16 protein-coding genes are annotated in these 22,589 nt (G+C 43.7%); 5 read left to right on the forward strand and 11 right to left on the reverse strand.

Annotated elements, in window-relative coordinates; genetic code table 11:
• The first annotated feature begins 10 nt into the window (after positions 1-10).
• Together ACO067_RS17425 and ACO067_RS17430 are read left to right on the forward strand one after the other, a co-directional pair.
• The gene (locus tag ACO067_RS17425) at positions 11-613 is read left to right on the forward strand and encodes a TlpA family protein disulfide reductase (protein WP_421876369.1); all 603 of its coding nucleotides are present in this window, start codon (positions 11-13) and stop codon (positions 611-613) included.
• A gap of 40 nt (positions 614-653) precedes the next feature.
• On the forward strand, positions 654-1,409 hold the full coding sequence (locus ACO067_RS17430; protein ID WP_421876371.1) for a cell envelope integrity protein TolA: 756 nt from the start codon (positions 654-656) through the stop codon (positions 1,407-1,409).
• Positions 1,410-1,449: 40 nt separating this feature from the next.
• On the opposite strand, the gene ACO067_RS17435 is transcribed toward ACO067_RS17430, so the two are convergent.
• The 9 genes from ACO067_RS17435 to ACO067_RS17475 all read right to left on the reverse strand — a co-directional run bounded on the left by ACO067_RS17435 (position 1,450) and on the right by ACO067_RS17475 (position 14,118).
• The gene (locus ACO067_RS17435) at positions 1,450-2,154 is read right to left on the reverse strand and encodes a DsbA family oxidoreductase (protein ID WP_421876373.1); all 705 of its coding nucleotides are present in this window, start codon (positions 2,152-2,154) and stop codon (positions 1,450-1,452) included.
• A gap of 162 nt (positions 2,155-2,316) precedes the next feature.
• The gene (locus tag ACO067_RS17440) at positions 2,317-4,929 is read right to left on the reverse strand and encodes an ABC transporter permease (RefSeq protein ID WP_421876375.1); all 2,613 of its coding nucleotides are present in this window, start codon (positions 4,927-4,929) and stop codon (positions 2,317-2,319) included.
• Entirely contained in the window at positions 4,926-5,252 is a 327-nt protein-coding gene (locus ACO067_RS17445) for a PadR family transcriptional regulator (protein WP_421876377.1), read from the reverse strand. Before ACO067_RS17445 ends, ACO067_RS17440 begins: the two co-directional genes overlap by 4 nt.
• A gap of 176 nt (positions 5,253-5,428) precedes the next feature.
• Positions 5,429-8,293, reverse strand: a complete 2,865-nt coding sequence (locus tag ACO067_RS17450) for a M16 family metallopeptidase (RefSeq protein WP_421876379.1) — start codon at positions 8,291-8,293, stop codon at positions 5,429-5,431.
• Between the two features lie 662 nt (positions 8,294-8,955).
• Positions 8,956-9,258, reverse strand: coding sequence for a GIY-YIG nuclease family protein (locus ACO067_RS17455; protein WP_421876381.1), 303 nt, complete (start codon positions 9,256-9,258; stop codon positions 8,956-8,958).
• Between the two features lie 541 nt (positions 9,259-9,799).
• Positions 9,800-10,102, reverse strand: coding sequence for a GIY-YIG nuclease family protein (locus tag ACO067_RS17460; RefSeq protein ID WP_421876383.1), 303 nt, complete (start codon positions 10,100-10,102; stop codon positions 9,800-9,802).
• A gap of 416 nt (positions 10,103-10,518) precedes the next feature.
• The gene (locus ACO067_RS17465; protein ID WP_421876381.1) at positions 10,519-10,821 is read right to left on the reverse strand and encodes a GIY-YIG nuclease family protein; all 303 of its coding nucleotides are present in this window, start codon (positions 10,819-10,821) and stop codon (positions 10,519-10,521) included.
• A 316-nt stretch (positions 10,822-11,137) separates the two neighbouring features.
• Positions 11,138-13,774 (reverse strand): ABC transporter permease, encoded by a 2,637-nt coding sequence (locus tag ACO067_RS17470; RefSeq protein ID WP_421876385.1) that lies wholly within the window; start codon positions 13,772-13,774, stop codon positions 11,138-11,140.
• The gene (locus ACO067_RS17475; RefSeq protein ID WP_421876387.1) at positions 13,765-14,118 is read right to left on the reverse strand and encodes a PadR family transcriptional regulator; all 354 of its coding nucleotides are present in this window, start codon (positions 14,116-14,118) and stop codon (positions 13,765-13,767) included. Before ACO067_RS17475 ends, ACO067_RS17470 begins: the two co-directional genes overlap by 10 nt.
• A 271-nt stretch (positions 14,119-14,389) precedes the next feature.
• Here ACO067_RS17475 and ACO067_RS17480 point away from each other — a divergent pair, with 271 nt between their 5' ends.
• Both ACO067_RS17480 and ACO067_RS17485 read left to right on the forward strand, forming a co-directional pair.
• Positions 14,390-19,198: a RecQ family ATP-dependent DNA helicase gene (locus ACO067_RS17480; RefSeq protein ID WP_421876389.1), complete on the forward strand. Its 4,809-nt coding sequence runs from the start codon at positions 14,390-14,392 to the stop codon at positions 19,196-19,198.
• Positions 19,195-19,956 carry an HNH endonuclease gene (locus ACO067_RS17485; protein WP_421876390.1) on the forward strand — a complete coding sequence of 254 codons (762 nt, stop codon included), beginning with the start codon at positions 19,195-19,197 and terminating at the stop codon, positions 19,954-19,956. Before ACO067_RS17480 ends, ACO067_RS17485 begins: the two co-directional genes overlap by 4 nt.
• A 3-nt stretch (positions 19,957-19,959) precedes the next feature.
• Here the strand turns inward: ACO067_RS17485 and ACO067_RS17490 are convergent, their stop codons facing one another.
• Positions 19,960-20,841, reverse strand: a complete 882-nt coding sequence (locus ACO067_RS17490) for an HNH endonuclease (RefSeq protein WP_421876392.1) — start codon at positions 20,839-20,841, stop codon at positions 19,960-19,962.
• A gap of 265 nt (positions 20,842-21,106) precedes the next feature.
• On the opposite strand from ACO067_RS17490, the gene ACO067_RS17495 reads away from it, so the two are divergent.
• Positions 21,107-21,511, forward strand: coding sequence for a hypothetical protein (locus ACO067_RS17495; protein ID WP_421876394.1), 405 nt, complete (start codon positions 21,107-21,109; stop codon positions 21,509-21,511).
• 182 nt (positions 21,512-21,693) lie between these two features.
• On the opposite strand, the gene ACO067_RS17500 is transcribed toward ACO067_RS17495, so the two are convergent.
• Complete coding sequence (locus ACO067_RS17500; RefSeq protein WP_421876396.1) at positions 21,694-22,413, reverse strand: AAA family ATPase; 720 nt, start codon at positions 22,411-22,413, stop codon at positions 21,694-21,696.
• Positions 22,414-22,589 lie beyond the last annotated feature (176 nt).

Raw genomic sequence — 22,589 nt, forward strand, 5'->3', positions numbered from 1 at the left:
ACAAACTGTTTTGCTTAGAAAAATTACAGCGGGAGCGTTTATCGTTCTTGTCATCGTCACCATCGGAGCATTGTTCTGGTGGACAGAAGTACAATATCTACTACCAACTCCAGTGCCGGAAGGGTATCAGGAGGTGTATGTAAATGAGAAAGTGTATGTTGGTGACACCATCAGCTCCAAACTGGATCGTCCGGTTTTTTATCACTTTTTCACCACCAATTGTCCATGCTCCAGGTTCAATCTGAGTCATTTCAATTCACTTCGTAGAAACTACGGCGACAGTGTCGATTTTATAGTGGTGATCCCAGCGGAGGATGATATCGCTAAAGCGCGTCCTTATTTCGAGGGCAAGACCCGAATCATTCGTGATGTCAATCAGGAGTTTGCTGTCGCGTTGGGCGTGTACTCCACTCCGCAGGCGGTACTCATCACACCTGACCACAAACTTTACTTCAGAGGCAACTACAATAAGGCCCGATACTGCACAGATCCGTTGAGCAATTTTGCACAAATGGCACTTGATTCATTGCACAGTGGAGCTCATCCGCCAGACTTTGGACCCTTGTCATCCATAGCCTATGGCTGTGGCATTGATTACACACTAAGCATGTGATTAACTGAATTTATAACCATCATTTATACTATCTAGACAAATGCACACTTTACAACTATCCAAAGAGAATGAGGCCAAAGTAATGGTCGATCTGAACAAACGTTCAGACCAGTTTATTTTTAGGTTTCTTTCTATTTATTCCGTTTTCGGAATTTTTATTTCGTTTTACTATGACACCTGGCTGATTGGGCTGTCTACTGCTGCGCTGGCCATGGCTTCCTGGTTTGTTTTGAAAGCATTGCTGCCCAATGCAAGTTTGCACCGCTATGTAGCCAGCGGTTTTTTCGGTGTTTTTGTCGGGACATTCATTTACCAAATGCATGGTTTGTTTGAGATGCACTTCTTTGCTTTTATTGGAAGTGCCATCCTCATTGTGTACCAGGATTGGAAGTACCAGATTCCACTGATCACCTTTGTGGTGGTTCACCATGCAGTTTTCGCGTTTTTGCAGTACACCGGTGTTCCTGATATCTATTTCACTCAGCTGGAATACATGGATTTGCAGACGTTCATCTATCACGCTTCACTTGCACTGGCAGTGGTGATTGTGTGTGGCTACTGGGCACATCACTTTAGAGAGCTGACGATGAGCAATGCGATTCAATCCATCGAATTGAAGAAAAAGGTGAAAATGACCGCACAGCTAAACAAGCAGCTCAATGAAGCGAGTGCGAAACTGAAAACTAAAAATGCGGAGTTGGAAGATAACAAAGCCAAACTGCTATCGCTTACCGAAAAACAGGCGGCCATGTATCAAAAGCTACGTGAAGATGCAGAAACAAAGAAAGCATTCTAATATGTAAATGAGTTGAGCTGACGCTCACCTCTCTTTTTTTCTAGCAGTTACCTTCTATGTCGCAGCTATCTCCTTGAGTCGTCTGGAGTTTCGCTGGTTGATTTTCTGAAGCCCACTCTGAGTAGCTTTTTTCCAGCGTTTGTACAAAAGCATCCACATGCTGGGCACCTGATACACCGTACTTTCGGTTAAAGACAAAGAATGGGACTCCTTGAATTCTCAGCTGCTGTGCCTCATAGATGTCGTACCGCACGGCCTCCGCGTATTGATCAGATTCCAGTGACTTCTTTAACTCATTGGAATTGAGGCCCAGTTCTTCTCCCAGATTCATCAGTGTCTGGGTGTCATCGATGTTTTTACCTTCAGTAAAATAGGCTTTTAATAGCCGTTCCTTTGTTTCATTTTGCAGGCCGTGCTGTTTGGCAAAGTGAAGCATTTGATGTGCTTTGAAGGTGTTGGCTACTACCGCCCGATCAAAATCATAGGCCAATCCTACTTCCCTGGCCATTTCAGTTACCTGATCACTCATTTGTCTGGCGTGCTCCACAGGAATGCCTTTGTGAGTGGCCAGATTGTCGTAAACAGATATTTCGGTATTGGTTACAGTATTGGGATTTAGCTGAAAGCTCTTCCATTCAATCTCCAACTCATCCTGATGATCGAATACCTCGAGTGCTTGCTCGAATCTTCTTTTTCCTATAAAGCAGAAGGGGCACACAATGTCGCTCCAGATTTCAATTTTCATGTGTTCTATTTTTTCTGGTGGTCACATGGAATTCAAGTAAACCTGAAGCACTCTTATAGTGGAATCCAGGATATTTCAGGTTCACTCTCATTTCATGTATCTACATATTTTATTGCTGTAAGGATAATCAAAGTCGAGACCAATTGGTTCAGACGAATGGTACTATTCGTTTCTCAAGTTGACCGCAGGGTTCACTTTGGAGATTCGATTGGTTTGCCAGAGGATGGCTAATGCACCAAGACCTACGGTAACCAACACGCTGAGGATAATCTCCAAAGCACCGACTCCTTCTGTGAACTTGTTGTACATTCTTATCAAGGCAAAGTCATAAAACGCATAAGCAATAGGTACCCCTATAGCTATGGCGATGGCCCAGAGTTTGAAAAAGGTTCCTCCAAGGGCTCTGAGTAATTCCGCTTTGCTGGCACCCAGGATTTTGCGGATGGCCACTTCTTTGGTTCGGTTTTCAGTGGAGTAAATGACCATACCTAGTAGACCCAGGCATGAGATGGTGATGGCCAGAAATGCCAGGAAACCAAAAATTTTCAATGCCACCCGAAAGAAGTGATAGGCCTTTTCGATCTCCTGCGTCAGGAAGCTGGCCTCAAAAACCTGCTCTGGAAAAACCTGGTCCCAGGACTGCTCAATACTGCTAAGTGTATGCTGCAGGTCATTCGAAGCGATCGTAACGAGCGCATAAGGACAGGTCTCCGAATAGCTCAGCACCATGGGATAAATCCTCGAATTTAGGGGCTCGTGGTTGTAGTTCTTGACTACTCCACTAATTCTCGCTGGCCCGTTGGCGAGTTCTATTCGCAGGCTGTCTCCATCGGGCTGAATGACCCGGTAATCTTTCATAAACTCTTCATTGACCACCACATCTGGTATCAGGCTGTTTTCAGGGTTGGGGCTTTCACCCCAAAGCATCTGCAGCTTCATGTGATCGATGAAGTGATCATCTATTTTGACCGAGTAGAACCGCATGGAATCCTGCAACTCAGGAAAGTACACATATTCCCGATCGGCGAGATTGGTTCCCGGTAGGGAAGAGCTAAAGCTCACGGACTGCACATCCGGATTGCTGAGCAGCGTGTTTTTGAGCAGTTGCTGTTTGTCTCGTTTGATTGGGATGACGAGCACATTCTCTTTGCTAAACCCGAGGTTGTAGGTAAGTGAATACCGGTATTCGGAGAGTAGGGTGCCGATGCCAATCATGAATATCAGGGTGAGAGTAAACTGGGCCGTGAGAAGTCCTTTTCTCAGTCCGGATATGGATACTTTACCATCCGAGACATTGCTTTTTAGGGCGGTGAGTGGCGATATTTTGGCAAAATATAGCGCTGGAAAGATACCTGTAGCTACTCCCACTACGCCACCAAAGAGAAAGAAGACTACCAACATCTGCCAGGTAAGGTCTAGTGAAAGCGAACTTCCAGCGACCAACATGCTGGCGAATTCGTTTTTGATTAGCTGAAATATATAGATCGACAGTACCGTAGCGATCAAGGTGACGATGATGGTCTCCACCACAAACTGCTCAGTGATCTGCCTACGCTGACCTCCGATGACCTTTCTAATGCCGATTTCTTTTGCTCTTTTCAGCGCCCTGGCAATGGACATATTCGCATAATTGAAGCAGGCCGGCAGCATGATCAGCAGTGCTATACCAAAGAATAGTAGAAATCCGGTGTGCTCAAAAACTACTCCCAGATCATCTTCAATATCCAGATTGGGGTTGATGTCAACCAGGGCTTGAAGCGAGTAATTCACTTCTTTGTTTTCCTTACTAAAGTAAGCATCACCTTCTTTCGATAGCAGCTCTATTTGAGTCAACAGATCCTCTTCATTCCAGCCGGCAGGTAGTTTGGTGTAGAAGTAATTGCCATGATAGGAAACCCACTGTTCCTCAATGGAGGGAGAATTGAATGGGTCTATAGTCGCCGGACCCACCAGTGCGTCAAATAGTAAATGCGTGTGTTTGGGAAAAGGCTGAAGCACTCCACCTATTTTCATTGGTCCCCATTTTTTAGTTTGAATGATTTCTCCCAGTGCTTGGTCTGATCCGTATATTTTTTGCGCTAACTCATGAGTGATCACGAGCGTATTGGGTTCGTTCAATGCCAATCGGCTACCTGAAGCTAACGGGAAGTCAAATGTCTCCAGAAATGCAGGAGTGGTGACGTAGCCTTCCAGTTCCAGATCACTTTTATCGGTTTGTACCTGCGTGTAAAATCGATCATTGATCGGGATGGCTGTTTCAATCTGCGGTACCTGATCGGTGATCAGATTGGCAAGAGCCGGAGGACACGATGCATAGGTGGACACATCGCCATCTTCCTCTACGGTGGTGAGAATTCGGTAGATGCGGTCTGCATCCCGATGGTGTTCGTCAAATTCATTGAGATCTACATACATGGCCAGTGATAGGATCATGATGCTCATTCCCATGGCTAAACCAATGATGTTTAATACTGTGAAGGTCTTTTGCTTCTTTAAGTTGCGGACGGAAATCTTGAAATAATTGTGCAGCATGGTGAAGCGATGACCGTCATAGTGAGCTGAATAGGAAGCATCCTTTTTTCTTTTCTTCAATGCATAGGAGAAGCCAAGCGATAACACCTGATACCAATAGATCAAGATGGCTTTAAATCTGCCTTTACGGGTTTGATTGGTGTAGTAGAGTTCATCCAGGTCACCTCTCAGATCTTCTGCAAAGGCTGATCCACAGAGCCAGTCAAAAAGGCGTTGTGCTAGTTTGGGTGGTTGATGTTTCATTGGATGGAGAGGTTGATTTTAGCATTGGCCCAGAGTTCATCTCTGAGTGATTTCATGTCGTTGAGTGCTGAGATGGCTGATTGTGTGAGCTCAAAATGTCGTTTTCTGCGACCACCTCGTTCAGCGGTAGGTTCTCCAAGGTAGGAGGTGATGTACCCTTTTTCCTCCAGGCGGGTGAGCGTGGAGTGCAGTGCACCGATGCTCAGTTTTCGATTGGCTCGTTGGGTAATGTCTTCCAGGATGGCCACTCCATAAGCGTCTTTCTCCAGGTTAGCGATAGTGAGCAATACGAGTTCTTCAAACTCTCCGATGAATCCTTTCATGAGTATCTTTCTATTTTTAAGAATAAATAAAGATACGGAGTGGAAGCATATATGTTTCTGTTTTTAAGAAAAAATGGAATGAACCTTTGAAAGAGTGGGCTTGGAGCTTTCTGATAAACAAAAAAAAGCCAGACACGAAGCCTGGCTTTTGAGATGATGAAAGATGCTTTGTTAGCTTATTTCGAGGTGTCTATCTTGGTGTTGTCCTCGATCACGTTTCCTTTTTCATCCAGATAGATGATGTCATATCCAAGTCTGGCAAGACCCGCCTCAATGCTTGCTTTGTCACCTACCACCACAATGTTCATCTGCTCATATGGTAAGTTTTTCTTCGCCAGTTTATTGATGCGCTCAACAGTCATGTTATTGATGATCTTGTTTTGCTCCTTCACATAGTTGGTCGACAGATCATAGTGAACGATTCTTCTTAAGAATCCAGTTTTCTGCCATGGAGCTTCGTAAGATCTGGATTCACGCTGACCGATAGAATTTTTCATGAAAGTCAAGTCGCTCTCATCAATGCCATTATCCGCATAGTTTTGGATCTCGTACATGAATTCTGCAACAGCTGAATCCGTCACATTCGCACGAACCCCGGCACTTGCCGTGTAAGGTCCCGGATCATCATCACTGCTGAAGTAAGATCGGGCACCATAGGTATAACCTTTGTCTTCTCTCAGGTTCAGATTGATGCGGCTATTGAAAGCACCACCCAGGTTGTAGTTCATCAGGTAGTTTTCAAAATACTCACCAGTGGCATCATACGTCATGTCCGTCAGGTAGCCAATGCGGATTTCCGACTGTGGAGCTGCTTCCTTGTCAACCAGGAAGATCTTGGTTCTGTCGATTGCTGTCGATGCCTGAGCATCCGGAATGGTGACATCCTTTTGATCCCATTCTTTCAGGAAGTCCAGTTTAGGCATGATCTCATCTTGAGACACATCCCCCACAATCACCAATTCTGACACGTTAGGAGCGTAGTAGTTGTTATAGAACATCTTTACATCATCCAACGTGATGTTCGCTACCGTTTCCTCTATCCCTCCAGCTGGTACTGAATACACATTTTTATCGCCATAGATCAGACGTCTATACACGTTACTAGCGATGGAAGCTGGCTGCTTCTCCTGAGATTTAACACCTTCGAGCTGCTGTTTTTTCACACGCTCAAAATCGGCTTCTGTGAACGCAGGTCGTTTCAAGACTTCCTCGAATAGGGCAATGGTCGCATCCAGGTTTTTCACTAGGGAACGCACTGAGATGGTAGTGGTATTGTCATCGGCGTAGGCATTCACACTACTTCCTAGTTTTAACAATTCCTCAGAAAGCTGCTCAGCGGTATAGTTTTCTGTAGACTCAGTCAGCATAGAGGCTGTCATGGCCGCCAAACCGGACTTGTCCAGCATGTTGGCTTCCAGTTTGTGTCCACCATTGATGGTGAGCTCTATGGCTACAGTGGGTATTTCGTTGGATTCTGTTCCAATTACTTTTATTCCGTTTGCTGTTTCAGCAGTCCACACTTCGGGTACAGATACCAATGGGCTAGCACCTGGTTTAGGTCTGATGCTTCTGTCAAAACTGTCTTTTGCCTTGTTGTAAACCAATCCACTATAATCAGTAGTAGGGAATGGATTGTCACCTTCGGTTTGAGGGGTGAAATTGTCCGGCTTAGCGGGCTCTCCGTCCTCTGACGCCAACACGCTCTGAATCACTGCTGGCTGGCCTTTGATGTATTTGTTGTACACGCGCATGACATCCTCTTTGGTCACAGCGCGGTATTTCTCGAGCTCAGTTTGGATGTAATTCGGGTTACCTGCAAAGGTCTCATAAGCTGCCAACTGCGATACTTTTCCGCTCACAGTAGCCAGCCCGTTGATCGCTCTGGATTCGTAGCGTGCTTTGAATTTCTGGATGTCTTCATCCTTCACGCCGTTTTTCTCAAAATCTGCCAACGCAGCTCGCATTTCCGTTTCAAAATCACTTAGTGATCTTCCCGGGAACGGAAGAACGAACATGGTAAATTCTCCGGCTAGTTCGCTGGTGCTGTTAAACACACTGGCCTGAATGGCTTTCTGTGTTTCCACGAAAGACTTGTAGAAGTAACTGCTTCGTCCTACACCGATGATCTCAGAAAGACAGTCCAATGCTGGTTCATCAGGGTGATACTGCGGCACAGTTGGGAAGGTCATCAATAGCGCCGGGAAGCGAATGTTTTTATCGTAATAGGATACATAACGATCCTGATCGATGGTCACTGGCTCTAGTTTCAATGGCTCCACCTCTGGACCTCTTGGGATGCTACCGAAGTATTTTTCCGCCATGGCGATTACTTCGTCTACTTCTACATCTCCACCAACAGTTACCGTGGCATTGTTAGGGCCATACCATCTTAGGAAGAATTTCTTCAGATCCGTCACATCTACACGATCCAGGTCTTCCAGAATACCGATGGTCAACCACGAGTAAGGGTGACCATATGGATACAACGTGCGCGCATTGATCTCTCTGAACTGTCCGTACGGACTGTTATCATAGTTCTGGCCTTTTTCGTTTTTAACTGTTTCGCGTTGTACCTCAAATTTCTTTTGAGTCACTGCATCTAACAAGAATCCCATGCGGTCAGCTTCTAGCCAGAGGGCAGTTTCGAGCTGATTTTTTGGTACAGTTTCGAAATAATTGGTTCGATCACGGTTAGTCGTTCCATTGAGGGTACCTCCAGATTCACTCACGATTTTGAAGTGCTCTTCGTCAGCCACATTGTCGGATCCCTGGAACATCATGTGCTCGAAGAAGTGAGCAAAACCTGATTTCTTAAGTTCTTCTCGTGCAGAGCCTACGTGGTAGGTCACATCCACATGAACCAATGGATCAGAGTGGTCTTCATGGATGATGAGTGTTAGTCCGTTATCCAGTTCGTATTTCTCGTACGGGATAACAATTTCTCCTTCTTTCTGCTCAACTTTTTCAATCAGTTTGGTTTGCGCATTGGCAAACACAAAGACGACTGAAACCATCAAGCTGGTCATTAGTAGTTTTTTCATAAGCTTGTTTTTAGTTAGTCATTAAATGCCTTTTGGGGGATTTAATGGGTTCGTTTATTTGCAAACGCCAATTTAGCTCAAATGTTGAAAAAGGAACTAATTAATTAGTTTGATTGGAGTAGCTTGCGGCTCACCCCACGAGTAGGATGCTCACGGCAGCTGGGTGGCAAAAGTGGGCCTCTGTTTGAGATCTTCAGGACAGCACCTATAACCAATTTAATTGGATCCCCCGGTATTTCTCCCGAAGTGTCGGGTAGAAATCCGTGGGATGACGGCTTATTCTTTCAATGAGGGCAAGTAAGAACGGAAGAGCAATTCTTAAAGAACCCTTCCGACCATTCTCCTTCGCTGCGCTACCGAGAATGCCTAGTTCCCCTTTTTCAATGGGAGCGGATAAGGCTGCAAGTCATTATACTTTTTCACTCTTTGGCATTTTGATTGAAAAAGGAGTTCACTGACCATTCAGATCCCCCGGTATTTCTCCCCTGAAGTGTCGGGTAGAAATCCGTGGGATGACGCCTGCGCTTTTCGTCATACCGTGAATTTCTTTCTTGGCTTAGGTATCGTGTTGGAAATCGGTTGGATGACGGTTACTCTCCTTTCGTCATTCCACGACGCAACGAAGTGGAGATCGGGGTGCCCGACTAGGGGAATCTGATTAGTTATTGCATCTCTTCTATATCAGAATGAAGATCTTTCCAGGATGGGTTAAACTTTGTGATTAAGTCATCTTTCCATTGTCGATTCCATTTTTTTAATCGCTTCTCTCTTTGAATGGCATCTTCAATACGATCAAAAAACTCATAATACACAAGGTGTTTGCACTTGTATTTTGTAGTGAAATAAGAACCAAAGCCCTCTTTATGGTCATAAATGCGAGCGTACAAATTATTTGTCACGCCGACATAGAGCGTTGTTTTCGTTGGATTGGTAACTATATACACGTATCCTCCTTTAGATGCCATACTTCAAGAATAATACTTTTTGAATAGATCCCCCGGTATTTCTCCCGAAGTGACGGGTGTAGCGCAGCGGAAACCGGGGAATCTAACGCTGAAGTGAAAGACTCCAATAGAATCACAAATCATGAAATTTTAAAGAACAAAATAAATCACGTGATTCACGGGTGCCCGACGAGGGGCGCACTGACCATTCAGATCCCCCGGTATTTCTCCCGAGGTGTCGGGTGAAATCCGTGGGATGACGACTGCTTTTTTCAATGAGGGCAAGTAAGAGCGGAAGGGCAATTCTTAAAGAACCCTTCCGACCATTCTCCTTCGCTGCGCTACCGAGAATGCCCAGCTCCCCTTTTTCAATGGGAGCGGATAAGGCAGCAAGTCATTATACTTTTTCACTCTTTGGCATTTTGATTGAAAAAGGAGTTCACTGACCATTCAGATCCCCCGGTATTTCTCCCCCGAAGTGTCGGGTAGAAATCCGTGGGATGACGGTACTCTTTTCGTCATTCCACGACGCAACGAAGTGGAGAATGGGGAATCTGATTAGTTATTGCATCTCTTCTACATCAGAATGAAGATCTTTCCAGGATGGGTTAAACTTTGTGATTAAGTCATCTTTCCATTGTCTATTCCATTTTTTTAATCGCTTCTCTCTTTGAATGGCATCTTCAATACGATCAAAAAACTCATAATACACAAGGTGTTTGCACTTGTATTTTGTAGTGAAATAAGAACCAAAGCCCTCTTTATGGTCATAAATGCGAGCGTACAAATTACTCGTCACTCCTACATAGAGCGTTGTTTTCGTTGGATTGGTAACTATATACACGTATCCTCCTTTGGATGCCATGCTTCAAGAATAATACTTTTTGAATAGATCCCCCGGTATTTCTCCCGAAGTGACGGGTAGAAATCCGTGGGATGACGGCTGCTTCTACCGTCATTCCACGGTGTAGCGCAGCGGAAACCGGGGAATCTAACGCTGAAGTGAAAGACTTCAATAGAATCACAAATCATGAAATTTTAAAGAACAAAATAAATCACGTGATTCACGGGTGCCCGACGAGGGGCGCACTGACCATTCAGATCCCGGTATTTCTCCCTCGAAGTGTCGGGTAGAAATCCGTGGGATGACGCCTGCGCTTTTCGTCATACCGTGAATTTCTTTCTTGGCTTAGGTATCGTGTTGGAAATCGGTGGGATGACGGTTACTCTCCTTTCGTCATTCCACGACGCAACGAAGTGGAGATCGGGGAATCTGATTCGTTATTGCATCTCTTCTATATCAGAATGAAGATCTTTCCAGGATGGGTTAAACTTTGTGATTAAGTCATCTTTCCATTGTCGATTCCATTTTTTTAATCGCTTCTCTCTTTGAATGGCATCTTCAATACGATCAAAAAACTCATAATACACAAGGTGTTTGCACTTGTATTTTGTAGTGAAATAAGAACCAAAGCCCTCTTTATGGTCATAAATGCGAGCGTACAAATTATTTGTCACGCCGACATAGAGCGTTGTTTTCGTTGGATTGGTAACTATATACACGTATCCTCCTTTAGATGCCATACTTCAAGAATAATACTTTTTGAATAGATCCCCCGGTATTTCTCCCTCGAAGTGTCGGGTAGAAATCCGTGGGATGACGGTACTCTTTTCGTCATTCCACGACGCAACGAAGTGGAGAATGGGGTGCCCGACCAGGGGCGCCCGGCTAGGGGAATCTTCATGAAAGCAGCACTGCTCACAATCCATTTAATTTTCATGACTTGTACTTTATATCTTGAACAACTAGTACGACTGCATAACATCCTGTTTCAGATCCCCCGGTATTTCTCCCCCGAAGTATCGGGTTAGAAATCCGTGGGATGACGGCACATTCTGATTACTCATATTTCAAATTGTTCACCGGATTCTGCCGGGCGGCGCGGTAGGAGATGATGCTCACCGTGATCCATGCTAGCAACACCACCGCCAGAATGGGCAGCACGATCATCAGCACACTAATATCAGTGCGGTACACAAAGTTTTCCAGCCACTCAGACATCAGGTAGATGCCAATGGGCAAGGCGATCACCATCGAGACTACCAAAAGTTTGGTATAGCCAGATAGCTGTCTGATCATCAGGTGTGGAAGTGATGCACCCAGCACTTTGCGAATGCCCAACTCCTTCTTTCGCTGATCGGTCGTAAATGCCGCCAGTCCAAACAATCCGAGACAAGCAATGAAAATGGCCAGTCCAGAGAAGATGTTGAACAGGTTGCTAAGCTTCTGCTCCGACTTGTACTTGGCGGCAAACTGTTGGTCCATAAAGGTGTACTCGAAGGGTAGCGTTGGGTTAAACTCCTGCCAGAGGTCATCCAGATAAGCGATGAGCTCGGTGGTCTTACCCGCTTCAAATCTCATAGCGATGCTTCCGGTTGATTCCACATTCATCAGCACCATCGGGTCAATGTTTTCTTTGAACGAATCGTAGTGGAAGTTGTCAATCACACCGATGACCTTAAACTCCTTCATTCCATGTATATCATAACCACCCATGGACTTGAGTTTTTGCCCAACCGGATTTTCAAATCCAAACTTATCGACCGCTGCCTGATTCAAGATCACCGCATTGGAGTCGGTGGCCAGGTTCTTATCAAAATTGCGGCCTTCCTTCAATTTCATGTCCATGGTGGGAATGTAGTCCTCGTCTGTTTGCCAGATTTGGAGACTCACAAAGTCGTCGTTGGTGGTGGATTCTTTGGGAACCATCGGTGAGTCGGAGCGACTGTCACCTGTTGGTAAAAACCCCGAAACGGTGGCATTGACTACCGTAGGATGCTGACGAATCTCCTCCACAAACGCATTGATCTTGTCACCCATCATGTAGGTGTTATTGAGGATCAGCACCTGGTCCTTGTTAAATCCCAATGATTTGTTTTGGATGAAATCCAATTGGGAATTGATCACCACCGCCCCGAAGATCAGAATGACGGACACGCTAAACTGGACAATAACCAATGTGTTGCGCATCCAGCCACTTTTCACCCCAAGTCGCAGTTCGCCTTTCAGTACCTTGATCGGCTTGAAACTGGACAGGTAAAGCGCCGGGTAAACTCCAGCCAGCAGACCCACGATGAGTGTGCCACCGATCATCCACGGAAAGAGCATCAGCTCTCCAAAATATGGATCAGCAATGGACTTGTCCGTAAGATTGTTGAAAAAGGGAAGCAGCGTGTACATCAGCGCCGTGGCGATCAAGGCGGCAATCACCGCATTGAGTACCGACTCCAGCATGAACTGGTTAATGAGGTAACGTTTCAGCGATCCCAGCACTTTACGCATGCCCACTTCTTTGGCTCGTGTGGACGAGCGGGCAGTGGAGATGTTCATGAAGTTGATGCAGGCGATGATGAGGACGAAGAGTCCCGCAGCTCCAAACAGTACAATGTACTGAATGCTGCCATTGGGTTCGATTTCATAGGACAAATCAGAGTACAAATGGATGCTTTCCAGGGGCTGCAGCTGGTAGTCTACAAACGAACCACTCTCCAAAAACTGGTCCCAGTTAATGTCCGAAACGGCCGCCAACATGGGGGAAAAGTACTTTTCATAAACGGTGGCAAACTTGGCCTGCAGCTGCTCATAGTCTGCGCCTGGTTCCAGTAGGAAATACGTTCTGAAGTTGTTGCTGCCCCATTCCTTGTTTTTGCTGTTGGGCCAGTTTTCCATGGAAAACAGCAGCTCATAGTGAAAATGGCTATTCGTGGGGATGTCCTGGTACACGCCAGTGATTTTATAATTGGTTTCGTAGTGTTTGAAGCTTTTGCCGATGGCGTCTTCATCACCATAGAGTTTTTTCGCCGTGCTTTCGGAGATCACCACGGTGTTGGGCTCTGAGATGTCAAGGGTGCCATTAGCAGTCTTGATAGAGAAGATGCTAAATACTTCCTGGTCAGCGAAGGCAAACTGGTCCACCTTGATCATGCGCTGGTCCAGCTCCAGGATGGTGGAGCCCATGCTGCGAAACCGAGCAGCCTCTTCTATTTCCGGAAAGTCCTCTTTGAAAGCAGCCCACATGGGAGCAGGAGTGGTGGCCATTTCCCATTCATTGTCTGCAAACTTCAAGTGGCCTACCGCCCGGTAGATCCAGTCCTTGTTTTCCCAATGGCTGTCATAGCTCAGCTCATCCTTGATGAACATGCCGATAAACAGACAGGTAGCAATGCCAAGTGCCAGTCCGAAGATGTTGATGAACGAGTAAAACTTGTCGCGCTTCAGGCTGCGAACAGCGATTTTTAGATTCATGTTGAGCATAGTCCGAGTAGTTGATCGTTTAAAAGGAGTTTTGAGGGCATACAGCCGGATGAATTGTGCCGACTGGTACCAGTATTTGAGTGTTTTGAATTTGGCCTGGCGATGCTGAAGCTTTCCATAGTATTCTTCCAGGTCGCCGAGGATTTCCTCGGCGTAGCGCTCTTTGCACAGCCAGGTAATGAGCCTATCGGCCAAACGCGGTGTGGTATGGCCTAGCGCCATAGGAGGGTGGCTTTAAGTCCTTCCCAGCCAAACTCAGGGATTTGGTCCCAAAGGTTATTGCGCACGTCTTTGCTGGTTTGCAGGGCCTTCTTTCCAGCCAGGGTGACGGTGAAGAGGCGTTTTCGGCGGCCACCACGCTCGGCAGTGGCTTCTGCCAGCTGCGACTCCACAAATCCTTTTTCTTCTAGTCGGTTGAGGGCGGAGTGTACCGCGCCAATAGCTGCGGTGCGGCCGGTTTGCTCCTGGAAGCGCTCCTGTATGGCCAGGCCATAGGCGTCTTCTTGCATCACTGCAACGAGGAGGAGGATGATTTCTTCAAATTCACCGAGGTATGATCCTTTCATAAGTATAGCTTTTAGTATCAGCGAATAGCCACTTGGTTCGTTATGACCGGTAAAGGTTCTCAACCACTGGCCGTGCGTCTGACACTGGCCGTGTGCCTCACAATGGCTGAGTGCCTCACACTTATTTCGCTTTTGTAGAACAAGTATACGGAGGAGTTTGGGAAATGTTCTACAAAGGTGAAAAATGAATGTTCTGTTATCTTTTCGGATCGAATTTGAGTGTGAGTTATTTATAAAGATTCACTAATTTGAAATGGTATTTAACCATGGAATGAAATCAATAGCATTTTTAGATCTTGAAATTTCTGATCAGAACAATGGTGTTATTCTTGATGCGGGAGCAGTAAATCATGTTAACGAGAAAATACATTCGAAGAAGGCATCTGATTTAGGTCAATTTATAACAAATGCAGAGTATTGGGTTGGTCATAATATCTTTACTCACGACTTAAAATATTTGGATAAGGTGTTTCCTGATCTTGTTTCGAAAACAAAGGCAATTGACACTCTTCCGCTATCTGCTCTTCTTTTTCCTAAGCGTCCATATCATAAGTTGGTCAAAGATGACAAACTCCAGTCTGATGAATTAAACAACCCACTCAATGATGCGATAAAGGCAAGGGATTTGTTTTTTGAGGAAATCAATGCCTTTAAGGCTTTAGATACTTCATTTCAGGCCATTCTCTGTTCTTTATTGAAAGGCCACTTGCACTTTCAGTATTTTTTTGAATGGATGGAATTTGTACCAATTGAAGGAAATGTAATTGGTCTAATCAAAAGGAGATTTGATGGTCAATTATGCTCGGATTCTAACCTCGAACAAATCATTTTTAATCACCCAATAGAACTGGCCTATTGCTTAGTGTTAATAAATACACAAGATGAATTTTCTGTTTTCCCAAAATGGATTCTAAAAACATATCCAAAAGTCAATAATGTACTGTTTTTACTGAGAAATCAGCCTTGCTTGAAAGGTTGTAACTATTGCTATCAGCACTTGGATATTTTCCATGGTCTTAAATCATTCTTTAATTTCGATTCTTATCGACAATATGGAGGAGAAGCATTGCAAGAAAATGCTGTAAGAGCTGCAATTCAAAATAAATCCATTCTTGCAGTTTTTCCTACTGGAGGAGGAAAGTCAATAACCTTTCAAGTTCCTGCATTGATGAATGGGAAATCATTTAGGGGCTTGACAATCGTTATTTCTCCTCTTCAGTCCTTGATGAAGGATCAAATTGATAACCTTGAGCGTCAAGGAATAACTTCAGCTGTTACAATAAATGGACTTCTTGACCCTATCGAACGTTCCAAATCACTAGAACGAGTGGCAAATGGAACTGCACACTTACTCTACATCTCACCAGAATCTTTGAGATCCAAAACAATTGAAAATGTCATCTTGGGACGGACAATTGCTCGATTTGTCATCGATGAAGCACATTGCTTTTCATCATGGGGACAGGATTTTCGAGTCGACTACTTATACATAGGAGACTTCATCAAAGAGATTCAAGAAAAGAAAAACCTAACAGAGCCAATTCCAGTCTCTTGTTTTACAGCCACAGCTAAGCGTAAGGTTATAGAGGATATTTGCAAATACTTTCAGGATAAGCTTTCACTTGAGCTAAGCACATTGCAAGCTAAAGTTGGCCGTACCAATCTTCACTACAATGTACTGAGAAAAAGTAACGACGATGAAAAATATGTCGAAATCAGGAACCTTATTGAACAGCATAGTTGCCCTACTATTATCTATGTTTCTCGAACCAGGCGAGCTAGTGAACTGGCCCTAAGACTAACAAAAGACGGGTATCATTCCCTCGCTTATCACGGGAAAATGGAAGCAAAGGAAAAAACGATAAATCAACGCTCTTTCATTGAAGGTGACACAGATATAATGGTTGCCACTTCAGCCTTTGGTATGGGAGTAGATAAGAAAGATGTTGGCTTAGTTATACACTATGATATTTCCGACTCACTCGAAAATTACGTTCAGGAAGCGGGTAGGGCTGGTAGAGATGAAAATCTCCAAGCCGAGTGTTATGTATTGTACAATGAAGAGGATCTTAGCAAACATTTCACTCTACTTAATCAAACCAAGATTACTCTTAAAGAAATTAATCAGGTTTGGTCAGCTATTAAGAAGCTGAAAACAAAAATGTCAAGTTCGGCTCTTGAAATAGCCAGAAAAGCAGGCTGGGATGATAACGTCCTCGGAATTGAAAATCGGATTACAACGGCAATTGCGGCTCTAGAAGAGGCCGGATACTTGAAGAGAGGACAAAACTCACCAAGAATTTATGCCAGTAGTATTCAAACGTCAAATGCACAAGAAGCTATTGATAGAATAAATACTTCAGAAAGGTTTACTGAAAGACAAAGAGAACAAGCCATCCGAATTATCAAAAAACTTATTGCAACCAAAAGCAGGAAGCATTCAAATGAAGAGGAAGCAGAAGCCCGTGTGGACTATATATCCGATCACCTTGGAATTGTAAAGGAGGATGTAATACGCATTATTAACCTACTCAGGGAGGAAAAAATCCTTGCAAATAGTAAAGATTTGACTGCTTATATACAAAACTCGGTAAACATCAACAAGTCAAAATCTAGGCTAGAGGAGTTTGTGAAAATCGAAAACTACTTACTGACCGAACTAGATGAAACGGAGAGAGTAGTAAATATTAAAGAGCTTAATGAATCAATCGAAAATCAAGGCAACTATTTCGTTAGTCCTTCCAAGATTAAAACCATTTTCACATTTTGGGCAATAAAGAATTGGATCAAAAAAGAGCATCATCCCCGATCAGCTAATCATGTAAGGGTTGTAACCTGCCTGCCTATAAATGAACTACAGGAAAAGCAACACACCCGTCATGAGTTGGCCGAGTTCATTCTTCAATATCTCTTCCAAAAGGCAGACCCAGATGATCCCAATGTAGCTAAAGAAGAGAGCCTAGTAGAATTTTCGATTGTTGAACTTAAAGAAGCGTACGAATCTCACTCGGCTCTCTTCAAAAGGGTAATTGAACAGGAAGATGTAGAAAATGCTCTTTTTTATCTTTCCCGGATTGAAGCACTAAGAATAGAAGGGGGTTTTCTTGTTGTCCATAACCGGCTCACCCTTGAACGTTTGGAACTGGATAATAAAAGAAGGTTTAAGGTAGAAGACTACCAGCCTTTAAGGGATTTCTATTCAAATAAGGTAGAGCAAATCCATATAGTAGGAGAGTACGCAAGAAAAATGGTTGAGAACTATCAAGAAGCTTTAACATTTGTCGATGACTATTTTCAGCTCAACTTTTCTTCCTTTCTTAACAAGTATTTTAAAGGTAGTAGACGAGATGATTTACGCTTAAACATCACTCCAGAAAAGTTCCGACAGCTGTTTGGAGATCTAAGTCCGACCCAGATGAAAATTATTAAGGATTCAGAATCGAAGCATATTGCTGTGGCGGCTGGACCAGGCAGTGGCAAGACCAAAACGTTGGTGCATAAGCTTGCCTCCTTGCTTTTAATGGAAGATGTAAAGCATGAGCAACTTCTTATGTTGACATTCTCCAGGGCTGCTGCAACGGAGTTTAAACTTCGCCTCCTAAAGTTGGTCGGCAATGCCGGTTTGTTTGTTGAAATTAAGACATTTCATTCCTATTGTTTTGACATTCTCGGAAAAGTTGGATCAGTGCAAAAGTCTTCTAACATTATTCGTGAAGCCACTGTCAAGATTAATAATGGAGAAGTCGAACAAAAAGAGATAACACGGGTGGCTTTGGTTATTGATGAAGCCCAAGATATGAGTCCTGATGAATACGGGTTAATTGAAGCGTTGGTTGGGCAAAATGAACAAATGAGAGTTATTGCCGTCGGTGATGATGATCAAAATATTTATGAATTTCGAGGGTCTTCCTCGAAGTACTTTATAGACTTTATCAATCAGCAACAAGCCACTAAATATGATTTGTTAGAAAACTACAGGAGCAAATCCAATCTAGTAGAATTATCTAACCAATTAGCACAATCGATAAAGGAAAGAGTTAAGCAAATTCCCATACAAGCTGTTCAGGAAGATAGCGGTGAAATCAAGATTGTTTACTACCGAAGCTCTAACCTAGTACAGCCAATAATTAGCGATATTCTAAATGTTGATTTGAAAGGAACAACGGCTGTACTAACCAAAACCAATGAAGAAGCATTTCTGGTTGCACATGGACTAGTTAGTAATGGCGTTCATGCAAAATTGGTTAAGTCTCATGACGGATTTAATCTGAGCTCAATGGAAGAAATTCATTTTTTTCTTGAACAATTTGACTCTAAAAAAGTGAGCCATACTTTGACCAGTGATGTTTGGGAGGATACCAAAAAATCAGCAAAGGACAAATTTTTGAATAGCCATAACTATGAGGTTTTAGATAGGCTGGTCTCTGAGTTCGAGCACCTTTATCCAAAGACACGATTTAAGTCGGATTTTGAGCAGTTTGTTAACGAGTCAAAAATTGAAGATTTCGTATCATCCGATAGTGAAAGTATGCTGGTGACAACAATGCATAAGTCTAAAGGGAAGGAATTTGACAATGTTTTTATTCTGTTGAGAGGATTTCAAGTCAATACGGAGGAGAACAAAAGACTATTATACGTTGCGCTTACAAGAGCTAAAAGCCGATTACATATTCATTCTAATAGTAGGATTTTTGATAACATCCCGCTAGAAACCCTAGAAATTGTAGAAGACAATGGCAACTATGAAGGGTTAGATAAATTAGAACTCCATCTTGATATGCACGACGTAAACCTTGGGTACTTTGAGTATGTTCAGCATCGTGTAAAAAACCTACATGCTGGTCTTGAACTTAGTGTCAATGAGGAAGGGTGTACACTTAATGCCAATGATTTTGTCCTTAAGTTTTCAAAAGCGTTTAAGCAAAAGTTAAATGAGCATGGTTTAAGGAATTATAATATGGTAAATGCAACTATTAATTTTACATTGTATTGGTGGGTGGATGAAGAAAAAACTAAGGAGGTGAAAGTGCTACTTCCCAAAGTAACATTTAGTAAGTCAAATAACACGGACATGAAATGAAACAACATCAACAACCGTGGACACGCAATGAGTTAATCTTAGCTATCAACCTTTATTGCAAGCTGCCTTTTGGGAAAATGCATAAGGGTAATCGGGAAGTAATTGAACTTGCTAGATTAATTGGGCGCACGCCAAGCTCGGTTGGGTTGAAGCTGGGAAACTTCGCAAGCTTAGATCCCGGTCTTAAAGCAAGGGGAATCAAAGGAGCAGATCATACAAGCAAACTAGACAAGATAATCTGGGCAGAATTTTATAACAATTGGGAGGAAGCTGCATTTAAAAGTGAAATGCTCTTGCAGGCATTTCAAGATCAAGCTATTCCTACAGCAGAAAAGGATTTTGAGGAAGTCATAGGTAAGGAAAAGGAGAGAAATGTTAGAACTCGTGTTAATCAGTCTTTCTTCAGAAAAGCAATTCTAGCTTCTTACAATTACACTTGTTGTATTACGGGAATTTCACAACCAGAATTATTAATTGCTGGGCATATAATGCCTTGGAGTTTAGATGAAAAAAATAGAATGAATCCCTGCAATGGGCTGGCAATGAACGGACTTCACGATAAGGCTTTTGAAGTAGGATTGATCTCGATTAGCCCCGATTATAAAATTTTGATCTCTTCTGAGTTGAAGAAAAACAAAACGGAACCAGTTCAAACCTACTTCACCGAATATGAAGGTAGAGAAATCATCTTACCCTCAAAGTTTTTGCCTGACCCTGAGTTTCTGAAATATCATAATTATGAGCGTTTTCTTGGCTAGTCTCTACCCAAACCCCCACCTTTTCCTATGCCATTCCAGGTTCTCATGTGAGGGTCGATGGCGGTCATTGGTCGGTAGAATCAGCTTTTGGCCTTTGAACTGTGATAGGTTAAAAGGAGAGTCACTTTCCTTGAAATCATCGGATATCAAGATTCGGTAATCGTTATCTATGGATACCAGTCCACGATCAAAGGCTCGATGTAGGTTAGGACATAGTGAAATGCCATTACTCACGGTATCGTCGTGGCTTTCTGCCCAGGGCACAATGTGACACGCATCAATCATGGAGGCATTGGAAGTTGTATCTACTCTCAGTCCAGTTACAGCACAGGTGTTGTTGTAGAGCATTGGAATTTGCCGCTTGAAGGCGCCTTGTCGTATGAAAGATTCTTCTTCTATTTCGTCTTTGGATTGGTTTAATAGATTCTGAATGCGCTGGCGATAGCTTGCCGGGTCTTCAGCCACTATTTGATGTTCGATTTCTTCGAAGTACTGATAGGAGCTGGGACGAGATACAGCTTTGTAATTGGGGAAGTACTTTTCAGTAATCGCCGTTCTATACACTTGACGATTAATTGGGTCTGTCAGGAAATGAAATAATTCATCAGCCAGCTGTCCATACTGGACAAATTCGCGCAATGCTGATAAGCTTTTGATGGAGTTGGAGGCTGTAAGCGCTTTTTCAAAATTACGATAAGTCACCAGCTTCCATATTTGAGATTTTTCGTTGTGCAAATGGTAATAGGGCAGGGCAAAGTTGGGAGTATGTCCCGTAGTAACCAGTTGATTCCAGTTGCCTCTAAATAATCCAACCAACTCAGGTGTGATCTCAAACTTATTTTCTCTAGCAAATCCACGATCCATCATGTCTACAAGGGCCAGCATGAGTATGGGTTTATGCGGAGCTGGCCCGTATTTGGTAGTTCCTTGTTTGAAAGATATGTAACGTTTGAGATTCAAGTGATAAACTTACTAAACTCTTCTCACCAAACCTTCGAATCTACGCTCAGGAAGGAACTAGCATGTTTAGCTATAGCTAAGCCAACTGGTTCTACCTTCTTTTGTCCATAAAAATCCTCCTCCAAACGACGATTTCAACCACATATGCTATATTTCCTTTTTTAACCAATGATTAACTAATACTTAGCCAATGACTTTAGAGGAGAAACTACGCTTTTGCAGGGTTTGTACTAACCGCAAAATGAATCCTGCCGTGGGTATAGTGTGCTCACTTACGGACGAAAAGCCTCAGTTCGAGGAAAAATGCGAAGACTTTTTGATCGACGGACAGGAGCGTGATCGGCTCGACACCTTAGAGCAGGAAGCATCTGATTATGAAGAGGCCAATGGTGGAGGTTTCTTCGCTCCAGAGCAAAGGGGCATACAAAAAGGAGTCACCGGTGGTGTCGCCATGATAGCGATAGCCGTCGCCTGGTTTTTTATCGGTCTGCAAATGGGATATGTGTATTACTATCCGCCCATTCTGTTTTGTATCGGGCTGTATGCGCTGATCAAAGGGATTTTTAAGGGCAACCTATCTGGTAAGAAGAATTAATAAAAGGGGCTGTCTCAAAAGCGGTGCTCTTGTCATCCTGAACTGGTTCCGCATGGAATGTCAGGATCTAAAATGCATTGATATTCAACTACATAGATTCTGAAATAAACCTGTCTGCCGACAGGCAGGTTCAGAATGACACCAATTTCAGACTTGTGAGACAGCCCCTTCTCAACCTTCCTTTAATGATGCTCCTGTGTGACCAGTTCGGCGGGTACGAGGGCTCTTTTCTGCAGTACAGCGATGATCATGTCCGTGATCTCATCCACGCTGGTGCTCTCCATGTTAAAGATCAGGTCAAAGATGCTGGTGTCTATTGCTTTATCTATCAGGTGTTCGGCCCATAGTTTGCGGCTATGGTCTGTTTTGTGAATGAGCTTTTCTGCTTCAGTAGCACTGATCTTTTTCACCTCACTGACCACTTGTATGCGGTGCTCCAGGGGAGCGTTTAGTTTGATGTGCAGACTGTTGGGCAATTTGCGCGTCACCCCGATCCCGCCACGTCCCACGATGATCACATTGCCTTTTTTGGCATAGGTACAGATGATGTCTTTCACCTTATCGATGATCTTCTTGTCTGGCAGGTGATAGTGGTGGTTAAATACCGACAGCAGGTCGTTGACCACATCCGCATGATGCAGTTGGATCCGATGGTCTACATCCAGAGAGGTCATGCCCAGCTCATGGGCGGACTCTTCCAGGATTTCCTTGTCGATGTATCTCCACGGATGGGATTTGAACCCTCCACTTCCCAGTTTGTTGAGCTTTTGAATCAGCGATTTGATCACTGATTCCTCGTCGCATCCATAGCTGCGCGAGAGCGTGATGAAGGGTCCGGTTTCGGATTGATGAGCCATGAGACGCTCACGTTCTTCCAGATAGTTCTTAAGATTGATTTTCATATATTAACTGTTAATACCCGGTCCAGCGATGCTTTCATGAAGACATCCGTCCGACCCAGGTGAGTTGAGCATACCTAATTCATTGATCAGTTTTCAACGCTTAAATAAATGGTGCACTCTGAATTTTTTCTGGATTTTTGGATAATCCGTAATGGAATGCGGTGGAAGCGTGTTTC

Source organism: Marinoscillum sp., from assembly GCF_965229915.1.
In the GTDB taxonomy this organism is placed as follows: domain Bacteria; phylum Bacteroidota; class Bacteroidia; order Cytophagales; family Cyclobacteriaceae; genus Marinoscillum.